Raw genomic sequence first — 17,214 nt, 5'->3', positions numbered from 1 at the left:
GGGCCGGTGCGCATTGTCGATGAAATGGCATTTCATAGCGCTTTTCCGGCAGACGGGTAGCATCGGGGATCGTGAGCACGGTCGGGGAGCAGTTGCGGCAGTGGCGGCAGCGCCGGCGGCTCAGCCAGCTCGACCTCGCGATCGCCGCCGACGTCTCGGCGCGGCACGTCAGCCTGGTGGAGACCGGCAAGTCCAACCCGAGCGCCGACATGGTGCTGCGGCTCGCCCGTCAGCTCGACGTGCCGCTGCGTGAGCGCAACCGGCTGCTGCTGGCCGCCGGGTTCGCACCCCGCTACACCGAGCGCCCGCTCCACGGGGACGGGCTGTCGGCGGCCTGGGAGGCGGTCGAGAGGGTGCTGCGCGCGCACGAGCCGTATCCGGCGGTGGTCCTCGACCGCCGCTGGAACATCGTGATGCACAACCGCGCCCTCGATCCGTTCCTCGCCGAGGTCGCCCCCGAGCTGCTGCGCCCGCCGGTCAACATGGTGCGGCTGGGGCTGGACCCGCGTGGGCTCGCGCCGCGCATCGTCAATCTGGCCGACGTGCGCACGGTGCTGCGCACCCGGATCGCCCGTCAGCTCGACACCGCGCCCGACGCCGAGCTAGGCGCACTGTACGAGGAACTGCTGGCCCCCGGCCCCGGTTCCGGCTCCGGCTCAGGCCCTGGCTCCGGCGACGCCGGGCGCTCGGTCGCCGCCGAGGTCGTGATACCGATGATCTTCCGCTTCGGCGGGCGGGAGCTGCGGCTGTTCTCGACCATCACGACCTTCGGCACACCGCTGGACATCACCCTGGACGAGATCGCGATCGAGTCGTACTACCCGGCGGACGCCGAGAGCGCCGCCTACTTCACGCATGGGTCAGAATGATCACGTGACGCGACTCGACGACGCCCTGGCGGTGCGGTTCGGCGACGTCCCCGCCGCGCCGACGGGGATGACCGGCGCGGAGCACCTGGCCCGGAGCGGTCAGGGCGGAGCTGAACGCGCTGGTGGCCGAGCAGGAGTGGGTCGACGCCGCGGTGACCCTGGCCACGCTGGTGACGGCGGCCGAGACGGCGGGGCTGGGCTGCCGCCCGGTCAGCGGGATCCGGGACCGGGCCCAGGAGGTCAGCGATCTGCTCGGCCTGCCGCACTACGTGTTCCCGGTGGCGGGGCTGGCGTTGGGCTGGCCCGAGGGCGAGGGGGAGATCCTAGACCGCCGAGTCGCCGCCGTCGACGACCAGGTCGCCGCCGGTCATCCAGGACGACTCGGGCGAGGCCAGGAAGACCGCGGCCCCCGTGAAGTCGTCCGGCGTGCCCGGGCGGCCCAGCGGGATGTCCTTGCCGCGCTCCCGCCACAGCTCGGGGTCGTCGCGCCACTGCGCGGCGTTGGCCTTGGTGGCCGTCAGCCCGGGGGAGATCGTGTTGACCCGGATGCCGTAGGGCGCCAGCTCGTAGGCCGCGCTCTTGGTCAGCATCGACAGCCCGGCCTTGCTGCTCTGGTAGTGGGCCATGGCGCTGACGGCCTTGAAGGCGCTGATCGAGCTGACGTTGATGACGCTTCCCGGGAGGTTCTCGGCCCTCAGCCGGGCGGCGAAGGACTGGGTGGCGAAGAACGGGAAGCGCAGGTTCACCGCCATCACCCGCTCGTACTCCTCCGGGGTGATGTCGAAGTACCTGCTCCTGGTTATCGTGGCGGCGTTGTTCACCAGGACGTCGGCCGTGCCCAGCGCCCGCGTGGCCGCCTCCATCAGCCTGGGGACGCCGTCCGGGTCCGCGCCGTCCAGCAGCAGGTAGTCCGCCTGCACCCCGTGGCCGCGCAGCTCGGCGAGGGTGGACAGGGCCGCTTCCTCGTCGCGCAGGGCGGTGAAGAACACCGCACAGCCCTCACGTGCGAAGGCCACGGCGATGGCCCGCCCGATGCCGTTGGCGCCGCCGGTGACGATGGCCCGCTGGCCTTTCAACCTGTCCATGAAAGCCTCACCCGTCCGGTTTTATGATCGTTTGACGCTCACCCTAGACGACGGCTCAGCGGCGCAGGACGATCTCCCGCTCCAGGCGGGACGGCTTCCTGGGGTTGCGCACCGCGTAGAGGCCCGAGTGATCCTGCGCAACCAGGGCGGGTGCTACGAGGCCGGCAGGTTCGGCTGGCGCAGCATCTCGCGGATGGCCGGGGCGATGAACTCGGCTTCGTGGCTTTCGCGGGCACGGTAGAGGTCCCAGGCCGTGTCCGCGATGTCGTCCGGGTTCAGGGTGCCGCCCTCCATGACCAGGTGGGGGTTGGCCGTGTGGATGTCGCCGCGTTCGATGAGGCCGCCGATCGTGAGGGTCGCGGCGTGGATGCCGTGTTCCTTGAGGGACTCGGCCAGGGTCAGCACGTACATCCGGAGGGCGGCCGAGGCGGGGGCCAGGGTGCCCAGCATGGGCATCGGGTAGCGGCCGCTCAGGCCGCCGGCGAACAGCAGGGTGCCGTGGCGGCGTTCGAGCATCCGGGGGAGCACGGCCGCGGCCACGGTGGCCGCGGGCTCGATCGTCGCCTCCAGCACGCGGGTCAGCTCGCCGGGTTCCGCGCCCACCAGCGGCGCCATGCGGACTTCGGCGGCCGGGCCGTAGTAGACGACGTCGGCGTCGCCGATCTCGGCCAGCGCCGTTTCGAGGGCCTTCCTGTCGGTGACGTCGGCCACGTGGGCGCCGGCCTCGATGCCGGCCCGGGACAGCTCGGCCCGGTAGGCGCCGTGCCGTACGCCGGTGCGGGAGACCAGCGCGACCGCGAAGCCCTCGCGGCCGAACCGGTGGGCCATCGACATGCCCAGTCCCGGGCCTGCGCCGAGAATGATGATCTTCATGAACGAAACCCCTAACTTGAGAGTGGTCTCAAGTTAGACAGAAGTTGAGGGTGCCGTCAACTTAGCTACCATGGACGCATGCGCAAAGACGCCCAACGCAACCGCGAGCTCCTGGTCCAGGCGGCCCGCGGGCTGTTCGCGCGGCGCGGGCTGGACGTGCCGCTGGAGGAGATCGCCCGAGCGGCCGGAGTCAGCATCGGGACCCTCTACAACCGCTTCCCCAGCCGTGCCGACCTGGTCGAGGCCGCCTTCGCCGACCGGGTCGAGGCCGTTGCCGCCATCTGCGAGGTCGCGCTGGCCATGGACGACCCGTGGGCGGGATTCACGCACTTCGTCGAGCAGGGCTGCATCCTCCAGGCCGCCGACCGGGGCTTCAACGACCTCGCCGCCCGGCGGCCGCCCCAGGACTACGCACGTGGCCACCGGCTCATGACCGAGATCGTGGCCAGGGCCCAGGCCGCCGGCGCGCTGCGGCCCGACTTCGTCCTGGCCGACATGGCCTTCGTCACCTGGGCCATCACGCGCACGATCGAGGCGACGGCCGAGGTCAGCCCCGACGCCTGGCGCCGCCACCTCGCCCTCATCCTGGACGGCCTGCGCGCCCCCGCGGCGCATCCGCTGCCCCGGCCACCGCTGAGCGAGGAGGATCTCGCCCGCGTGATGCGTCACTGCTGAAGGGTGCTACACCAGCGCCTCGGCCCGCCGGCGGACGACCGGGCGGCGCCGGGCCGGCAGGCCGAACATCGGGTTGGCCACGCCCCAGGCGGCGGCCTTGCAGACCAGCTCCTTGTAGAGGGCGGCCGGCCGGCCGGTCAGGGCCGCGGGCTTGGCGCGGTCGTCGGCGGTCACGACCTGGATCAGGCCCTCCGTACGGCCCAGCGATATGCACTGGTTGACATAGCGGATGGGAGCGTTCGGCAGCTTCCCCCCGGTCAGGCGCGCGACGATCGAGTCGGCGGCCTGCCAGGCGACCGGAATGCCCGTGGCGCAGGACATCCGCAGCGGCTTGTTTCCCGGCCCCATCGCCATGGCCGCGTCGCCCACGGCGTACACGTCCGGGTGCGAGACCGACCGCATGGTCCTGTCCACCACGATCTGCCCGGTGCCGGCGATCTCCAGCGTGGTCGCTCCCGCGATCCGGTCGGCGGCGAAGCCGGCGGTCCACAAGGTGACCGCGGCCGGGATGTCCGCGCCCTCGGCGGTGGTGACGTGATCGGCCGCGACCTCGGTGACGGCGGTGTGCTCGTGCGCGGTGATGCCGAGCTTGGCGAAGACCTTGCGCAGCTGCGCGCGCCCCTTGGGCGAGAGCCAGTCGCCGAGACCGCCGCGGGCCACGAGGGCGACGCCGAGGTCCGGGCGCGCCTCGGCGATCTCGGTCGCCGCCTCCAGGCCGGTGAGGCCGCCGCCGACGACGACCACGCGCTGCCCCGCTTCGAGGGAGGCAAGCCGCTTGCGCAACCGCAGCGCTCCGGTACGGCCGGCGATCTCGTGGGCGTGCTCGGCGGTCCCCGGGACCCCCTGGGTGTTCCAGGCGCTGCCCAGGGCGTACACCAGCGTGTCGTAGGCCAGTTCCGCGGAGCCGGAGCCGTTCACGTCGGCGACGGTGACGGTCTTGCGGTCCACGTCGACGCCGGTGACCTTCGCAAGCCTGAGCTCGACGCCGGTGCCGGCGAACATCTCGGCGAACGGCCGGCGCCTCAGGTTCTGGCCCGTCGCCAGCTGGTGGTTGCGGACGCGTTCCACGAAGTCGGGGGCGACGTTGACCAGGGTGATGGCCACGTCTTCGCGGCGCAGCCGCCGGGCGAGACGGCCGGCGGCGAAGGCTCCGCTGTATCCGGCGCCGAGAACGATGATGCGGTGCTTCATGGCGGGCTCCTTGTCGGGTGCGGGCTCGCCCTTTGAACCGGGCGGCCCGCCGTACCCTGACAGGAGTGTGCTGTGAAGTGGCTCACATCGTTGTCAGAAGGCGTGGCCCAGGGGCTCCCCGTGGTCGGTGGTGGCCCAGAGCGCGGTCGCGCGTTCGAGCTTGTCGGGGTTGACCTGGGTGCGGAACGCGGTGATGCCCTCGGCGGTCATCTCCAGGCACATGATCCCGATGACCCGGCCGTCCACGACGGCCACCACGGCGGGGTCGCCGTTGGCGGTCCACGCGTAGACCTGGGCGCTGCCGCCGACCAGGTCGCGCTTGGCCTGGCTCGGCTTGAGCAGGCCGCGCAGGAACCGCGCGACCTTGACGGCGCCCTCGACCGCCGTGGTACGCGCCGGGATCTTGCCGCCGCCGTCGCCGATCGTGGTGGCGTCGTCGGTGAGCAGGCGCACGAGCGGCCCGATCTCGCCGCCGGTGGCGGCGGCCAGGAACTCCTCGACGATGCGCCGGGCCGCGGCGGCGTCGATCTCGGTGCGGGCCCTGCCGTTCGCGAGGTGCTTTCCGGCGCGGTGGAAGATCTGCTGGCTGGAGGCTTCGGTGATGTCGAGGATCTCGGCGATCTCCCGGTGCGGGTAGTCGAATGCCTCCCGCAGCACGTACACCGCCCGCTCGTTGGGGGTGAGGCGCTCCATCAGGGTGAGGACCGCGTAGGAGACCGATTCGCGCTGCTCGGCGGTGTCGGCGGGGCCGAGCATGGGGTCCCCGGCGAGCAGGGGCTCGGGCAGCCATTCGCCCACGTAGGTCTCGCGGCGGGCCCGCGCGGAGGTGAGCTGGTTGAGGCACAGGTTGGTGAGGACCTTGGTCAGCCACGCCTCGGGCACCTCGATGCGGCCGACGTCGGCGGCCTGCCAGCGCAGGAACGCCTCCTGCACGGCGTCCTCGGCCTCCCCGGCGGAGCCGAGGAGGCGATAGGCGAGGGCGTCCAGCCTCGGCCGGAACGCCTCGAACCGGTCGATGTCCGCCTCGGTCAAGGGCATGGCCCGATGCTAACTCACGGCAGTCAGCAGGCCCGCGCGCAGGAGTTCGACGTGGGCGGGGGTGAGGCCGTGCGGGGCGAGGACGACCTGGGCGCCGCCGCGGGCGGCCAGCTCGGCCAGGAAGGTGCGCATGGCCTCCTCGGGCGCCTCGAGCAGGGCGTGGGGAATGCCGGGCACCTCCAGCATCTCCAGGATCCGGGGCAGGTCCTTCTGCGTCAGGGCGTAGTCGCGGACGATCGTCTCCTCGTCGGCGCCGACCAGATCGAGGATGAGCGCCACCACGATCCCGGTCCGGTCCTTGCCCGCGGCGCAGTGCACGAGCGCGGGCAGGTTGCCGGCGATCTCGATGATCACTTCGGCGAACCAGGCGGCCTGGTGCTCCAGCATCGTCACATAGAGGGCGCCGAGGGTGAAGTCGTCGGGCAGCCGGTAGAGGTCGCTGGGCGAGCCCTTGCCGCCCATGCGCTTGACGGGGACGTCGAGCAGGGCCCAGTCGCCGGGCGAGCATTCGCGCTCGGAGCGCAGGTCGACGACGAGGCGGAGGAAGCCGCCGAGGTGGGCGGCCTCTTCCTGGGTCAGGCCGGTGGGCTGGGCGGAGCGGAGGAGCACGCCGGGGCGCAGGACGTGGCGCAGGTTGAGTAGGGGCACAGGTCATATATACAAGTGGCGCGTGGCTGGTGCGTGAACGCCCGCCGTACAGTGTCCGCGTGCCCCGTGAAGCCCGATACCGCGCCATCGCCCGCGAGCTCAGCCGTCTCATCGAGTCCGGCGAGCTGCCGCCGGGCGAGCGGCTGCCGACAGAGGACGCCCTGGCCGCCGAACACGGCGTGCACCGGCTCACCGCCCGGCAGGCGATGGTCGAGCTGCGGCGGGCCGGCCTGGTGGAGACCCGGCACGGGCTCGGCAGCTTCGTGCGTCGCCAGGCCCGCCGGGTGGAGGTCGGCATCGACCCGGCCACCCGCCGCCACCGCCCCGCCGACCTGCTGGAACTGGCCGAGGCGTTCGGCGACGGCGAGGAACTCGTGGCCACCGCCTCCGTGCGGCACCCGGTGGCCGAGCGGCACCTGGGCGTGGCCGAGGTTCACGAGATCACGACGCTGCTGCGCACGGGCGGCGTGCCGGCCATCCTCAGCCGCTACCATCTGCGCGACGCGCTGCCCTTCGACCCCCGCGCCGGGGTGCTGGGCGCGCTCAAGGACTTCCACTACGCCTGGCACGCCATCTCGGCCGAGCTCGCCGACCTGGACGACCAGGAACTGCTGGCCGCCGAGCCGGGCACCGCCATGCTGGTGCGCGAGGGCCTCGTCGCGGACGAGGCGGGGCGGCCCCTGTGCCATATCGTACGGCGGTGCCGAGGCGACATGATCGCCTTCGTCACCCGCTACGAGTGACCTAGCCCCCGGGGGATCTGTGAGCAGCCAGTTCTACGACGTCGTCCACCGCCGCCGCGACGTGCGCGGCCAGTTCACCGGAGCGCCGGTGCCGGAGGACGTGCTGATGCGCGTGCTGTCGGCGGCGCACGCGGCGCCCAGCGTCGGGCTGTCGCAGCCGTGGGACTTCGTCGTCGTCCGTGACCCCGGCCTCCGCGGCGCCTTTCACGACCACGTCCGCCACGAGCGGGACACCTTCGCCGCCACCCTCGACGGCGAGGCCGCCCAGCGGTTCGCCCGGATCAAGATCGACGGGGTGCGCGAGTCCACGCTGTCGGTCGTGGTCACCTACGACCCCGACCGGGGCGCGCCCGCGGTGCTCGGCCGCCACTCCATCGCCGACACCGGGCTGTACTCGGTCTGCCTGGCCATCCAGAACCTGTGGCTGGCCGCCACCGCCGAGCAACTCGGGGTGGGCTGGGTGTCGTTCTACCGCGAGCCGTTCGTGCGGGACCTGCTGGAGCTGCCCGCGCGGGTCCGCCCGGTCGCGTGGCTGTGCCTGGGGCCGGTCACCCATCTGGAAGAGGTGCCCGATCTGGAACGCCACAACTGGAGCCGGAGGCGCCCGCTCGGCGCCGCCGTCCATCACGACCGGTGGGGCTCAGGAGAGCCACGTGACCGGGGTAGGTAGAGGTGGCGGATAGCCCGTTACGTGGGCGAAGGCCCTGGCATCATCCTCAGCCGGCTCTACGGGGATCCACCTCCGCGCCGGCTCGACGAGGATCCGCTGGTGCGCTTCTGCGCGGCGCGCACCGGCGATCAGCGTGCCGTCGTGCGGGCCATCGCCGACGCCGAGATCGCCTGGACCTTCGGCGTCAACCTTCACGGGGTGCTTCGTGACAACGGCCTGCCGGCGGATCGCGACAGGCTGCGCGCTTTTGGGTCCGGAGCAGGGTGGCGGCCACTGAGGAAGGTCATCCCCCAGCCATGTGGATGCTGCCGGCCGGACCGGCCGCGGTTACTTCACCCGGACCACGACGGTCCCGGCCAGTTTGTCGTGCAGGCACTGCTGCAGCGGCTTGTCCCAGAACTGCCAGAGCACGTTCACCAGGTAGACCAGGTAGGCGGCGAAGCCGATGACGGGGATGAAGCTGAGCGCCAGCGGTCCCCAGAGCACCCCGGCGCGGCTGACGACGGCGTCGGACGTCAGCGAGCTGCCGGCGCGGTTTCCGCCCGCCGGGACCACGCGAAGGCCCATGACCTTCTTGCCGACCGTCTGCCCGTCGCTGCGGAGCATGACGAACTCGTAGGCGAAGTAGATCACCGCGCCCACGATCGCGGTCAGCATGACGGCCAGGAAGCCGCCGCCGAGGACGGTCGCCAGGATCAAGCTGAGGACGAAGTAGGCGATGCCCAGGATGACCCCGTCGACAATGCGGGCGACCAGGCGCTGCCACCACTCGGCCAGCGGCGGGCTCGGGGGCTCGTGGCCTCCCTGGGGTTGCGGTGCTCCGTAGTGCGCTCCCTGCGGTGCACCCTGGGGAGCCCCGTGGGGATCTCCGTAGGGAGACGACCCGCCCGGGACGTAGTTGGTCATGGCATTTCACCTCGGAATACATGAAGCCGGCCGCGCGGATCGGTGGCCCGCGTGGAAGAGACGAGTGCGAACTCTTCCACGGGCCGGGACCTTCGGGCATCAGCAGAACTACGTAGTGCGGTTACGCAGATAAGGCACGGCCTTCTATCCGGAAATGTCGCCCGCCGGATCTATGCTGGGCGCCAATCGCGGCCAGGAGGCTCACGTGTTACCAGCACCATCGTTTGAGCACCTGGTCGGACGAGACTCGGAGATCGCCCGGCTCCAGGACGCGGTGGAGTCCCTGGCCACGGGCCGCGGCACCGTCGTCGAGATCGCCGGAGACTCCGGGATCGGCAAGACGAGCCTGCTGGGCGTCCTGGCCGCGCTGGCCGGTCGATCGGGGATCCGCGTGCTGCGGGCGCATGCCGTGCGGGGTCCGCGCCGCCTGCCGTACCAGCTGTTCCGTGACGCCTGGGGGGAGGACTTCCCGGCGGGCGACGCGATCCGGGGCCTGTTCGCGCACTGGGCCGCGCAGGGCGGCGGCGTCCTGATCCTGGATGGTCTCCAGTGGTGCGACGAGGACTCGGCGGATCTGGTGGCCCTGCTGATCCGTGCTCCGGTGCCGGGGCCCTTCGTCCTCGCCGTGGCGCACCGGCCGCGGCAGACCCGGCCGCTGCTGCTGGAGGCGCTGGACCACGGCGCCCAGACGGGGACGGTGCTCCGCCTCGAACTCGGCCCGCTGCCCCCCGGCGCGGTGGCCGCCGTCCTGGCTCTGGACCCGGGCGCCGGGGCGCGCAGGTACGCCGAGCGGCTCCACGAGGCGTGCGGCGGCAACCCCCGTAACCTGCGCATCCTCGCGGCGGCTGGGTGGGAGCCGGACAGCTGGCCGGATCGCGCGGGAACGGACCGGGACGCGCTGCTGCGCGCGGCGGCCACCCTCACCGCCGAACTGGACGAGCTCACCCCCGACGCGGCCGCGACGATCGGCGCGGCCGCCGTGCTCGGCGACCCCTTCCGCCCCGAGGACGTCGCCGTGGTGTCCGGCCTCGGCCTGGACCGGACCCTCGACGCGCTCGCCGAACTCACCCGCGGCGACCTGGTGCGCCCGCTCGCCTCCGGGGGACGCTTCGCCTTCCGGCACCGGGTGCTCGGGCACGTCGCGCACGAACGCTGCGTCCCCTCCTTCCTGCTGCCCGCCCACCGCCGGGCGCTCGCCCTGCTCTCCGCCCGGGGCGCGCCGGCCGCCGCCCGGGCCCGGCACGCCGAGTACGTCGTGGGCACGGACGGCGCCGCCGCCCTCCAGGCGCTCGCCGACGGGGCCGCCGAGGTGATCGGTGTCCAGCCGGCCACCGCCGCCCGCTGGCTCCTCCTGGTCCTGGACGCCTCTCCCCGCGGCGACCGGCCGGACCCGGACCGCGCCACGCTGATGCTCTCCTGCTGCCAGGCGCTCATCGCCGCGGGGCTGCTGGACGAGGCTCGCGCGCTGGCCCACGACGTCCTGTGCGACCTGTCGTACCTGCCCGCCGACCTCCGCCTGGCCGCGCACGCGGTCTGCGCCGACGTCGAGCGCCTGATGGGCCGCTACGAGGAGGCGGAGGCCATGGCCCACGCCGCGCTCGGCGAACTGCCCCGGCCGCTGCCTTCCCCGCTCCCCGTCGGCGCCGCCGAACTGACCGTCAAGTACGGCCTGGTGCACATCTTGCGCAACACCTACGGCCAGGCCCGCCCGCTGGTCCGCGAGGTCGCCGCCGCGGCGGACGGACGGGCCGGTCCCGCCCAGCTCGGCCTGCTGGTTCTGGCCGCGTTCGGCGACGCCTACCTCGCCGAGATGGCCACCGCGGTCCCCGAGGTCACCGCGTGCGCCAGGCTCGTCGACGGCCTGCCCGACGCCATGGCCGCCCGCATCCCGGAAGCGCTCGCCATGGTGGGCTGCGCGGAGATCTACCTGCAGCGCTTCGGGGACGCCTACCGCCACCTGCGCAGAGGGCTGAAGATCATGAACGGCGGGGCGCAGCGGCACATCGCGATCCACCACCTTCTCGGCCTCGCGGTCCTGGACCAGTGGACGGGCCGCCTGGACCGGGCGGTCGAGCAGGCGCTGGAGGCCGAACGCGCGGCCCGCGCCATCGGCGCCGACGACGCGGAGGGCTTCGCGATGACCATCCGCGCGACCGCCCTGCTGTGGGCACGCAGCCGCAGGGACACGGCCGAGATCGTCGCGCTCGCCGAGGCGGGCTACCGCGGCACCTCCCCGGGCCAGGGCTGGTGGGGCGGCGCGGCGGCCGGGAACCTGGCCCTGATCCGGCTCATGAACAGGGACCCGCGCGGCAGCGCCCAGATCCTGCTGGAGGCCGGTGGCGGGACGGGCCTGCCGCTGGCCCAGGCTCAGTGCCGGCCGGAGCTGCTGGCCGTACTCGCCATGGCGGCGCTGCAGTGCGGGGACCGGCCGGCCGCCGATCGCTCCGCCGCCGACGCGGAGGAGGCCGCGGCCAACGCGGGCCTGCCGGGCCAGCGGGCGAGCGCCTGGCGGGCCAGGGCCATGCTGCACCAGGCCGACGGCGACCACGACGCGGCGGTCAAGCTCTTCGAGGACGCGGCGGACGCCTTCCGGCGCACCGGCACACCGGTGCAGCACGCCTGGACACTGGTGTGCGGAGCCCGCTCGGCCGCGGTGGCCCTGGGGCAGAAGGCGGGGCTGAGCTGGCTGGACTCGGCGGTGGCCGGGTCCAGGGGGTGCGGGGCGATCCGGGTGCGCGAGGAGGCGGCCCGCGTCCGCGCCGAACTGGCGAGCGCCACCCCGGCGGCCCTGGGCGTGCTCACCGAGCGCGAACGGGAGATCGCGGAACTGGCGGCCGCGGGCAGGCGGTCGCGGGAGATCGCCGACCAGCTCTTCCTGAGCCCCCGGACGGTGGAGGCCCACCTCGCCCGCGTCTACCGCAAGCTCGAGGTCTCCTCCCGCGCCGCCCTCGCCGCCGTCCTGCTCCGCGTACCCAGGTAGGCCGAACGGCGGCGCGATCGTTCCGTCCCGCAAATGGTTATTTTCCTTCTATTTGGCGCGGTGATACGGGGGTCTGGGAAAGATGCGATCGACCATGTCCCGGCGGTCCTGGCGGTGGACGATCGCCCAGGTGGCGTGCGTAGGGGTCGTCGGCGGATTCGCGTTCAGCCACGGCGCCGTCGCCGTGATGGTCTTCTGGTTCGCCATGGGCCCGATCGCCCTGGTCCTCGCAGCGTTGTTCGGGGTGGGCGTCTTATACGTGATCGGGATGATGACGCCCTACGGCTCACCGCTCACGGAGAGTTCCGGCGGCCGGCTGGCCTGGGCGAGCGGGGTGCTGGTTCTGGGCACGATCGGCTGGGTCGCCGGCGCGGTGTTCGTCGGCGCGGTGATGCCGACGACGGACCTGCTGTGGTCGGCGGTGCTCAGCATGATCCCGTTCGCGCTGGCGGCGACGCTGCTGGCCGGAGGATGGGCGTCGATCATCGCGGGGATCCTGGCCGTTCTGGTGATCGTCTCTGCCGTCATCGTGCGCTGAGCGCTGGCGTAGGGTCCAGGTGTGGTCCTACGCAGCCGGGAGCGGCTGGGCGATGCCGCCCTGGCAGCCGGGGTGCTGTGCGCGGAGCTCGTCACGGTCGGGGCGCGCACCCATCCCGCCGTCGTGCTCATCGCGGTGGCCGCCGCCGCCCTCCTCCTGCTCAGGCGCCGCCACCCCGTCGTGGTGGCGGTGCTGATCGGCGTCCTGTACGGCGTCGCCTACCTTCCGGGGCTGGGTGACGCTCCCGTCAGCGCCATGGTCGTCGCGCTCTACACCGTGGGCCGCCACACCGGCACACTCGTGTCGGCCGCCGTGTCCGCGGCCGGGATCGCGGTGACGGCGCTGCTCCTCGGGCTTCCCTCGGGCCCCGACTGGTGGGTCCGGGCGACCGTGTGGTCGGCCCCGCTGCTCCCCGTGGCGGCCGGGCACATCCTCCGTCTGCGCGCGGAGCTGACCGCCCGCGCGGTACGGCAGGCCGCCGACGACGCCGTGCGGGCCGAACGCCGCCGGATCGCCCGTGAGCTGCACGACGTGATCGCCCACCACGTCAGCGTGGTCAGCCTGTACATGGGCGTGGCCAGGAGAACGATCCCCATCGACACCGGCCGGGCCCAGCAGAGCCTGCTCACCGGCGAGCAGGCGGCACGCCAGGCGATGACCGAGATGCGCAACCTCCTGAACCTCCTGCGCACCGACGGCGAGCCGGTCGAGAACCAGGCCGGCGTCGGCGTGGCCCGGCTCCCGGCGCTCGTGGAGGAGTCGGGAAACGCCGAGCTGGAGGTCGTGGGCGAGGCGGTCGAGCTGCCCTCGCCCGTGGACCACGCGATCTACCGCGTCGTCCAGGAGGCGCTGACCAACACCCGCAAGCACGCGGCCGGCGCGCACGCCAGCGTGCGGCTGTCGTACCGGCCCGAGTCCGTCGAGGTGGAGGTCGCCGACGACGGCGACGTCCGGCCGGGCGGCGACGCCTCCGGGTTCGGGCTGCGCGGCATGGCCGAGCGGGTGTCGTTGTGCGGCGGCGAGCTGCGGGCCGGTCCGGCGCCCGCCGGCGGGTTCGTCGTGCGTGCCCGCGTCCCGCTCGGGGAGCAGGCGTGATCAAGGTCCTGCTGGTGGACGACCACGCGGTGGTCCGCGCGGGGCTGCGCCTGCTGCTGGAGACCGCCCCCGACCTGGCCGCCGTGGGCGAGGCCGCCGACGGCGCCCAGGCGGTACGGCAGAGCCACGCCGTACGCCCCGATGTGGTGTTGATGGACCTGCACCTGCCCGGCATGGACGGGGTGGCGGCCACCGAGCGCATCGTGGCCGAACTGCCGGAGGCGAAGGTGCTGGCGTTGAGCACGTTCGACCTGGAGGAGCACGTGGTGGCGGCGCTGCGGGCGGGCGCGTCGGGCTTCCTGCCCAAGGACGTCTCTCCCGAGGAGCTGATCGAGGGCATCAGGATCGTGCACCGGGGAGAGGCGGTGGTGGCGCCGCGGCTGCTGCTCGGCCTGATCGGCACGTTCGTCCGCCCAGCCCCGGCGCGCGCGGTCATGAGGGTGCCGGCGGCGCTGCCGGAGCTGGGGGAGCGGGACGTCCAGGTGCTGCTGCTGATCGCGCGGGGGCTGTCCAACCAGGAGATGGCCGAGGAACTCGGGCTGGCGCTGTCCACGGTGAAGAACCGGGTGAGCGAGCTGTTCACCAGGCTCGGCGTGCGCGACCGGGCTCAGGCGGTCATCCTGGCCTACGAGTCGGGTCTGGTCACCCCCGGCGGCCGTTGACGGCGAGCCCGTGGGCGATGGCGTCGGGCGTGGGGGCGTCGATGGCGTCCACGATCCGGCCGTCGCTGAGGATGAGCACCCGGTCGGCGTGGACGGCGACGGCCGGGTCGTGGGTGACCAGGATGACCGTCTGCCCCAGGTCGTCGACCACCTCGCGCAGCAGGGTCATGATGTCCCGGCCGGAGGCGGAGTCGAGGTTGCCGGTCGGCTCGTCGGCGAAGACGACGTCGGGCTCGGCCACCAGCGCGCGGCAGATCGCCACCCGCTGCTGCTCGCCGCCGGACAGCTCGTGCGGGCGCCGGTCGGCGTGCCCGGCGATCCGCGCGCGGTCGAGGAGCTCGGCCACGCGGTCCGGTAGCGCCCCCTTGCGCGCCAGGCGCAGTGGCAGCGCGACGTTCTGCCGGGCGGTCAGCGCGGGCAGCAGGTTGAAGCTCTGGAAGACGAATCCGATCCGCCGCCCGCGCAGCTTGGCCAGCTCGGCCTCGCTCAGCCCGGTCACGTCCACGCCCGCCACGCCGACCGTCCCGGACGTGGGCCGGGTGAGCCCGGCGGCACACTGCAGGAGCGTGGTCTTGCCCGAGCCGGACTGTCCCATCACCGCCGTGAAGGAACCGCTGGCGAAGACATGGCTGACCGCGTGCAACGCGGTGACCGCCGAGGCGCCCCCGCCGTAGACCTTGCTGACGTTCTCGAGACGCACCGCCGTACTCACCGCACACCCTTTCCGAGGATCCCGCGGACGACCAGCAGCGACCCGGCCCAGGCGCTCACCAGAGCGCCCGCGGCGAGCGGCACCAGCCAGCCGGCGGGGATGAAAACCAGCACACTGCCCAGCCCGCCGGGCTCGCCCGCGGCGTGCACGAGCGCCATCGAGGCCGTCGCGACCAGGGCCAGCACGAGCACGGGCACGACGGTGAGCGCGCTCTCCCAGGTGACGATCCGCATCACCTGGCCGCGCCGCAGCCCGAGGTGCCGCAGCCCGGCGAACTCCCGCCCGCGGTCCAGCAGCCCCAGGCACAGGTTGTTGACCGCCGCCACCAGGCAGAGCAGCGCGATCATCACCGCCATATAGGTCAGGCTCTGGTTGGCCTCGGCCGACTTCTGGCTCTTGCTCAGCACGTACTCCTGCCGGGAGAGGGTCTCGACGGCCGCACGCGGATCCGCGACCTGCCCGGGGGCGGCGCCGCGCACGTACACACGCTCGTGCAGGCTCGAGACCGGCGCCCCGCCCGGCGACAGGAGGACCGAGCCCAGTTCCTGGGCGCCGGAGAAGATCGAGGTCACCGTGTAGGCCGCGGCCTCGGCCGTCCCGATGAGCCGCACCCCGAGGCGCGACCCGAGCCCCAGCCGATGGGCGCCGGCCAGCTCGTCCGTGATCGCGATCTCCCGCGCGCCGAGCCCGCCGATCGGGCGGCCGCGCACGGACAGCGCGAACACCCGTGTGGCCTCCCCGGTGACCACGGTCGCGATGACCGGCGGACGCCCCGCCACGGACAACACGGCGGGCATCGAGCCCACCCCCACCGCGTCGGACGCGCCGCGCGCCATGATGCTCCGCCGCAGATCCTCCGACAGCGCCCCGAACCCCTCGGCGGGCTGCACCACATGGTCGGCACGCACCTCGGCCACGGCCCGCGCCGCCAGCCGCCAGTCGTAGAAGGACTGCACCCCGGCCACCACGCCGACCAGGGCCACGCCCAGCGTCAGGGACCCGATCGCGCCGGCGAACCTGCGATGGTGGAAGATCACGTTGGCGACCGCCAGGTACCCGCCGACCGGTGACACGCCGGTCACGGCCGCCCGCACCAGCCGCCCGGCGGCCGGCACCACCCACGGGGCCACCAGCGCGACCCCCGCGACGAGCATGCAGATCGTGGCGAAGCGCAGGGCCAGCTGCGCCGGCTCCGGCAACTCCGCCGCCTCCCGCGCCAGGAACGAGGCCGCGGCACCGGCCCCCGCCAGCAGCACCGCCCCCGTCACCAGCCGCCCCCTGCCGAGCGCCCCGCCCTCGGCCGGAGCCTCGCCCAGCGCGTCACCGGGCCGGATCCGCACCGCCCTCCGGACCGCGATCAAACTCGCCGCCAGGGCGATGCCGAGCGTGAGCAGGAACGTCCAGAGCACGGGAAGCGGCTGGTAGCTCTGCTCGTAGGCCACGCTCAGCGCGCGCGTCCCGCGCAGCCATGCCGCGACGACCGGCGCGACCAGCATGGCGAGAGGTACGGCTGCCGCCATGGCCACCACCGACAGCAGGACCGCCTCGGCCAGCAGCATCCGCCGGATCTGCCCAGGCCGGGCGCCGAGGGCCCGCAGGACGGCGATCTCCATGCCGCGCCGCCGTACCGACAGTCCCATCGTGGCGGCGATCATGCCCATCGCGACCAGCGCGGTCATGCCCACCAGGAACCACAGCGTGTTGACCCCGTAGCCGGGCGGCAGGTTGTTCTCCCGGGCGCCGCGCTCGGCGCCGGTCACCACCTTGACCGTCCACATGCGGGGGGAGTTGTACGGCTCGGCGACCCGGGTCACCGCTGCCCGCAACGCCTCGATGCCGACGCCGGGGCCGGGATACACGCCCAGGGCGTCGGCCGCCGCGCCGCGTCCCGTCAGCGGCCGCACCTGGTCGTCGGCGAAGAACAACGCCGACTGGAAGCGCCAGGCGGCGCGGGGCCGCGCCAGCCCGACGACCCGGTGCGGGCGGACCGTCCCCGAGATCGCGATCTCCACCCGGTTCCCCACGGCGACGCGTGCCGAGGCGGCCAGCCGCGTGTCCATCACCACCTCGCCGGCGGCGCGCGGCGCCCGTCCCTCGCTCAGGCCGAACGGCGTCAGCCGCGCGCTCGACCAGCCGTGCCCCCACGGCCACGGGTTCTGGTCGCCGGGGCCCGACACCCGGGCGCCGCCCACGTACAGCCCGGCGGGGAACGTCACCTCCGGGACCGCCTGCGCCACCTCGGGCAGCGCCCCGACCGCGGCCACCAGCTCGGGCGGGATCGCCCCGCCGCGTGTGCCGACGACGAGCGGCACGCCCGCGTACCGCTCCACCGGGACCGTCTGCCGGCTGTCGGCCTCGACCACGAACCACATCGCGCCGACCGCGGACGCCGCGATGACGAGGGTCACGAGCGTGCCCATCAGGGTGCCCGGATGCCACCGCAACGTCCGCCATGCGAGCCAGATCACTTCGCCGCTCCTCCCTGGGCCTTTCCTCCAGGGTTCCTGCGGGGAGGGGGCGGTTCCTCCT

The 17,214-nt window shown here is 73.4% G+C and carries 17 protein-coding genes and 1 pseudogene; 9 read left to right on the top strand and 9 right to left on the bottom strand.

The window, feature by feature from the left end:
* The first annotated feature begins 71 nt into the window (after window positions 1-71).
* A complete protein-coding gene (locus FVE25_RS29000) occupies window positions 72-869 on the top strand; it encodes a helix-turn-helix transcriptional regulator (RefSeq protein WP_157250274.1) in 798 nt (265 codons plus the stop codon).
* On the opposite strand, the gene FVE25_RS28995 is transcribed toward FVE25_RS29000, so the two are convergent.
* A complete protein-coding gene (locus FVE25_RS28995; protein ID WP_157250273.1) occupies window positions 850-1,035 on the bottom strand; it encodes a hypothetical protein in 186 nt (61 codons plus the stop codon). The two genes, FVE25_RS29000 and FVE25_RS28995, sit on opposite strands and share 20 nt — an antisense overlap.
* On the opposite strand from FVE25_RS28995, the pseudogene FVE25_RS57090 reads away from it, so the two are divergent.
* Window positions 992-1,111 (top strand): annotated as a pseudogene (locus FVE25_RS57090) (hypothetical protein); the annotation flags it as partial. The gene FVE25_RS28995 and the pseudogene FVE25_RS57090 overlap by 44 nt on opposite strands.
* Window positions 1,112-1,192: 81 nt before the next feature.
* On the opposite strand, the gene FVE25_RS28985 reads toward FVE25_RS57090, so the two are convergent.
* Complete coding sequence (locus tag FVE25_RS28985; protein WP_157250272.1) at window positions 1,193-1,954, bottom strand: SDR family NAD(P)-dependent oxidoreductase; 762 nt, start codon at window positions 1,952-1,954, stop codon at window positions 1,193-1,195.
* 153 nt (window positions 1,955-2,107) lie between these two features.
* The gene (locus FVE25_RS28980; protein ID WP_157250271.1) at window positions 2,108-2,827 is read right to left on the bottom strand and encodes an SDR family NAD(P)-dependent oxidoreductase; all 720 of its coding nucleotides are present in this window, start codon (window positions 2,825-2,827) and stop codon (window positions 2,108-2,110) included.
* Window positions 2,828-2,905: 78 nt separating this feature from the next.
* Here FVE25_RS28980 and FVE25_RS28975 point away from each other — a divergent pair, with 78 nt between their 5' ends.
* Window positions 2,906-3,502 carry a TetR/AcrR family transcriptional regulator gene (locus tag FVE25_RS28975; RefSeq protein ID WP_157250270.1) on the top strand — a complete coding sequence of 199 codons (597 nt, stop codon included), beginning with the start codon at window positions 2,906-2,908 and terminating at the stop codon, window positions 3,500-3,502.
* A gap of 6 nt (window positions 3,503-3,508) precedes the next feature.
* On the opposite strand, the gene FVE25_RS28970 is transcribed toward FVE25_RS28975, so the two are convergent.
* From FVE25_RS28970 to FVE25_RS28960, 3 genes are all read right to left on the bottom strand, one after another.
* Entirely contained in the window at window positions 3,509-4,693 is a 1,185-nt protein-coding gene (locus FVE25_RS28970) for an NAD(P)/FAD-dependent oxidoreductase (protein ID WP_157250269.1), read from the bottom strand.
* A 93-nt stretch (window positions 4,694-4,786) separates the two neighbouring features.
* Window positions 4,787-5,731 (bottom strand): RNA polymerase sigma factor SigJ, encoded by a 945-nt coding sequence (gene sigJ / locus FVE25_RS28965; RefSeq protein ID WP_157250268.1) that lies wholly within the window; start codon window positions 5,729-5,731, stop codon window positions 4,787-4,789.
* A gap of 9 nt (window positions 5,732-5,740) precedes the next feature.
* On the bottom strand, window positions 5,741-6,379 hold the full coding sequence (locus FVE25_RS28960; protein ID WP_157250267.1) for a tyrosine-protein phosphatase: 639 nt from the start codon (window positions 6,377-6,379) through the stop codon (window positions 5,741-5,743).
* Window positions 6,380-6,438: 59 nt separating this feature from the next.
* On the opposite strand from FVE25_RS28960, the gene FVE25_RS55480 reads away from it, so the two are divergent.
* Window positions 6,439-7,122 carry a GntR family transcriptional regulator gene (locus FVE25_RS55480; protein ID WP_157250266.1) on the top strand — a complete coding sequence of 228 codons (684 nt, stop codon included), beginning with the start codon at window positions 6,439-6,441 and terminating at the stop codon, window positions 7,120-7,122.
* A 19-nt stretch (window positions 7,123-7,141) separates the two neighbouring features.
* Window positions 7,142-7,792, top strand: coding sequence for a 5,6-dimethylbenzimidazole synthase (gene bluB, locus FVE25_RS28950; RefSeq protein WP_157250265.1), 651 nt, complete (start codon window positions 7,142-7,144; stop codon window positions 7,790-7,792).
* 327 nt (window positions 7,793-8,119) lie between these two features.
* Here the strand turns inward: bluB and FVE25_RS28945 are convergent, their stop codons facing one another.
* Window positions 8,120-8,698: an RDD family protein gene (locus tag FVE25_RS28945; protein WP_157250264.1), complete on the bottom strand. Its 579-nt coding sequence runs from the start codon at window positions 8,696-8,698 to the stop codon at window positions 8,120-8,122.
* 205 nt (window positions 8,699-8,903) lie between these two features.
* Here FVE25_RS28945 and FVE25_RS28940 point away from each other — a divergent pair, with 205 nt between their 5' ends.
* The 4 genes from FVE25_RS28940 (at window position 8,904) to FVE25_RS28925 (ending at window position 13,973) form a co-directional block, all read left to right on the top strand.
* Complete coding sequence (locus FVE25_RS28940) at window positions 8,904-11,678, top strand: helix-turn-helix transcriptional regulator (RefSeq protein WP_219825693.1); 2,775 nt, start codon at window positions 8,904-8,906, stop codon at window positions 11,676-11,678.
* Window positions 11,679-11,772: 94 nt separating this feature from the next.
* Entirely contained in the window at window positions 11,773-12,216 is a 444-nt protein-coding gene (locus FVE25_RS28935) for a hypothetical protein (RefSeq protein WP_157250262.1), read from the top strand.
* A gap of 21 nt (window positions 12,217-12,237) precedes the next feature.
* On the top strand, window positions 12,238-13,311 hold the full coding sequence (locus tag FVE25_RS28930) for a sensor histidine kinase (RefSeq protein ID WP_157250261.1): 1,074 nt from the start codon (window positions 12,238-12,240) through the stop codon (window positions 13,309-13,311).
* Entirely contained in the window at window positions 13,308-13,973 is a 666-nt protein-coding gene (locus FVE25_RS28925; protein ID WP_157250260.1) for a response regulator transcription factor, read from the top strand. The genes FVE25_RS28930 and FVE25_RS28925 overlap by 4 nt, the downstream gene beginning before the upstream one ends.
* On the opposite strand, the gene FVE25_RS28920 is transcribed toward FVE25_RS28925, so the two are convergent.
* Window positions 13,954-14,685, bottom strand: coding sequence for an ABC transporter ATP-binding protein (locus FVE25_RS28920; protein ID WP_157250259.1), 732 nt, complete (start codon window positions 14,683-14,685; stop codon window positions 13,954-13,956). The two genes, FVE25_RS28925 and FVE25_RS28920, sit on opposite strands and share 20 nt — an antisense overlap.
* Window positions 14,682-17,153, bottom strand: a complete 2,472-nt coding sequence (locus FVE25_RS56430; RefSeq protein ID WP_157250258.1) for an ABC transporter permease — start codon at window positions 17,151-17,153, stop codon at window positions 14,682-14,684. Before FVE25_RS56430 ends, FVE25_RS28920 begins: the two co-directional genes overlap by 4 nt.
* Window positions 17,154-17,214 lie beyond the last annotated feature (61 nt).

This window comes from Nonomuraea typhae, assembly GCF_009760925.1.
Classification (GTDB): Bacteria; Actinomycetota; Actinomycetes; order Streptosporangiales; family Streptosporangiaceae; genus Nonomuraea; species Nonomuraea typhae.
This window is presented reverse-complemented; position numbering and strand designations above follow the sequence as displayed.

Bases quoted from the DNA above. Each gene is read 5' to 3' on its own strand.
- FVE25_RS28985 (WP_157250272.1), bottom strand. From the start codon at position 1,954: ATGGACAGGTTGAAAGGCCAGCGGGCCATCGTCACCGGCGGCGCCAAC.
- FVE25_RS28980 (WP_157250271.1), bottom strand. From the start codon at position 2,827: ATGAAGATCATCATTCTCGGCGCAGGCCCGGGACTGGGCATGTCGATG.
- FVE25_RS28975 (WP_157250270.1), top strand. From the start codon at position 2,906: ATGCGCAAAGACGCCCAACGCAACCGCGAGCTCCTGGTCCAGGCGGCC.
- FVE25_RS28970 (WP_157250269.1), bottom strand. From the start codon at position 4,693: ATGAAGCACCGCATCATCGTTCTCGGCGCCGGATACAGCGGAGCCTTC.
- sigJ (WP_157250268.1), bottom strand. From the start codon at position 5,731: ATGCCCTTGACCGAGGCGGACATCGACCGGTTCGAGGCGTTCCGGCCG.
- FVE25_RS28945 (WP_157250264.1), bottom strand. From the start codon at position 8,698: ATGACCAACTACGTCCCGGGCGGGTCGTCTCCCTACGGAGATCCCCAC.
- FVE25_RS28935 (WP_157250262.1), top strand. From the start codon at position 11,773: ATGTCCCGGCGGTCCTGGCGGTGGACGATCGCCCAGGTGGCGTGCGTA.